Source organism: Geobacillus proteiniphilus, assembly GCF_001908025.1.
Lineage (GTDB): Bacteria > Bacillota > Bacilli > Bacillales > Anoxybacillaceae > Geobacillus > Geobacillus proteiniphilus.
On record NZ_MQMG01000164.1, the window covers coordinates 1 to 314 of the forward strand.

Annotated in this window: 1 pseudogene; it reads left to right on the plus strand. The window is 36.9% G+C overall.

What is annotated here, in order from left to right:
• Positions 1–158: 158 nt before the first annotated feature.
• A pseudogene (locus BRO54_RS20750) lies at positions 159–314 on the plus strand (Lrp/AsnC family transcriptional regulator); the annotation flags it as partial.

The window sequence follows — 314 nt, forward strand, 5'->3', positions numbered from 1 at the left end:
AATGCCCTATGATTAACAATGATCCTAGTGAACCGAAAAAAAGGTTCTCCACAAAGTCTTGACTGACTCATGCGGCATTTTCGAGTTGACAAAAGTTTTTATTGGTCTTATAGTTAATAACGTAATGATTATTTTTTGGGTTTTTGGGTGATGGGGGGATGTTGTTAACTGAACGTCGAAAGCAATTTCTTTAGAAGTTGATCGGATCGACTTATACCAAAAAACAAATGTGCCTGTTCATTATGAAACATTTGCGAAAAGCACTAGTGTCAGCAAATGGACGGAATACGACAGGCTGAAAGAACTTGAAAAAC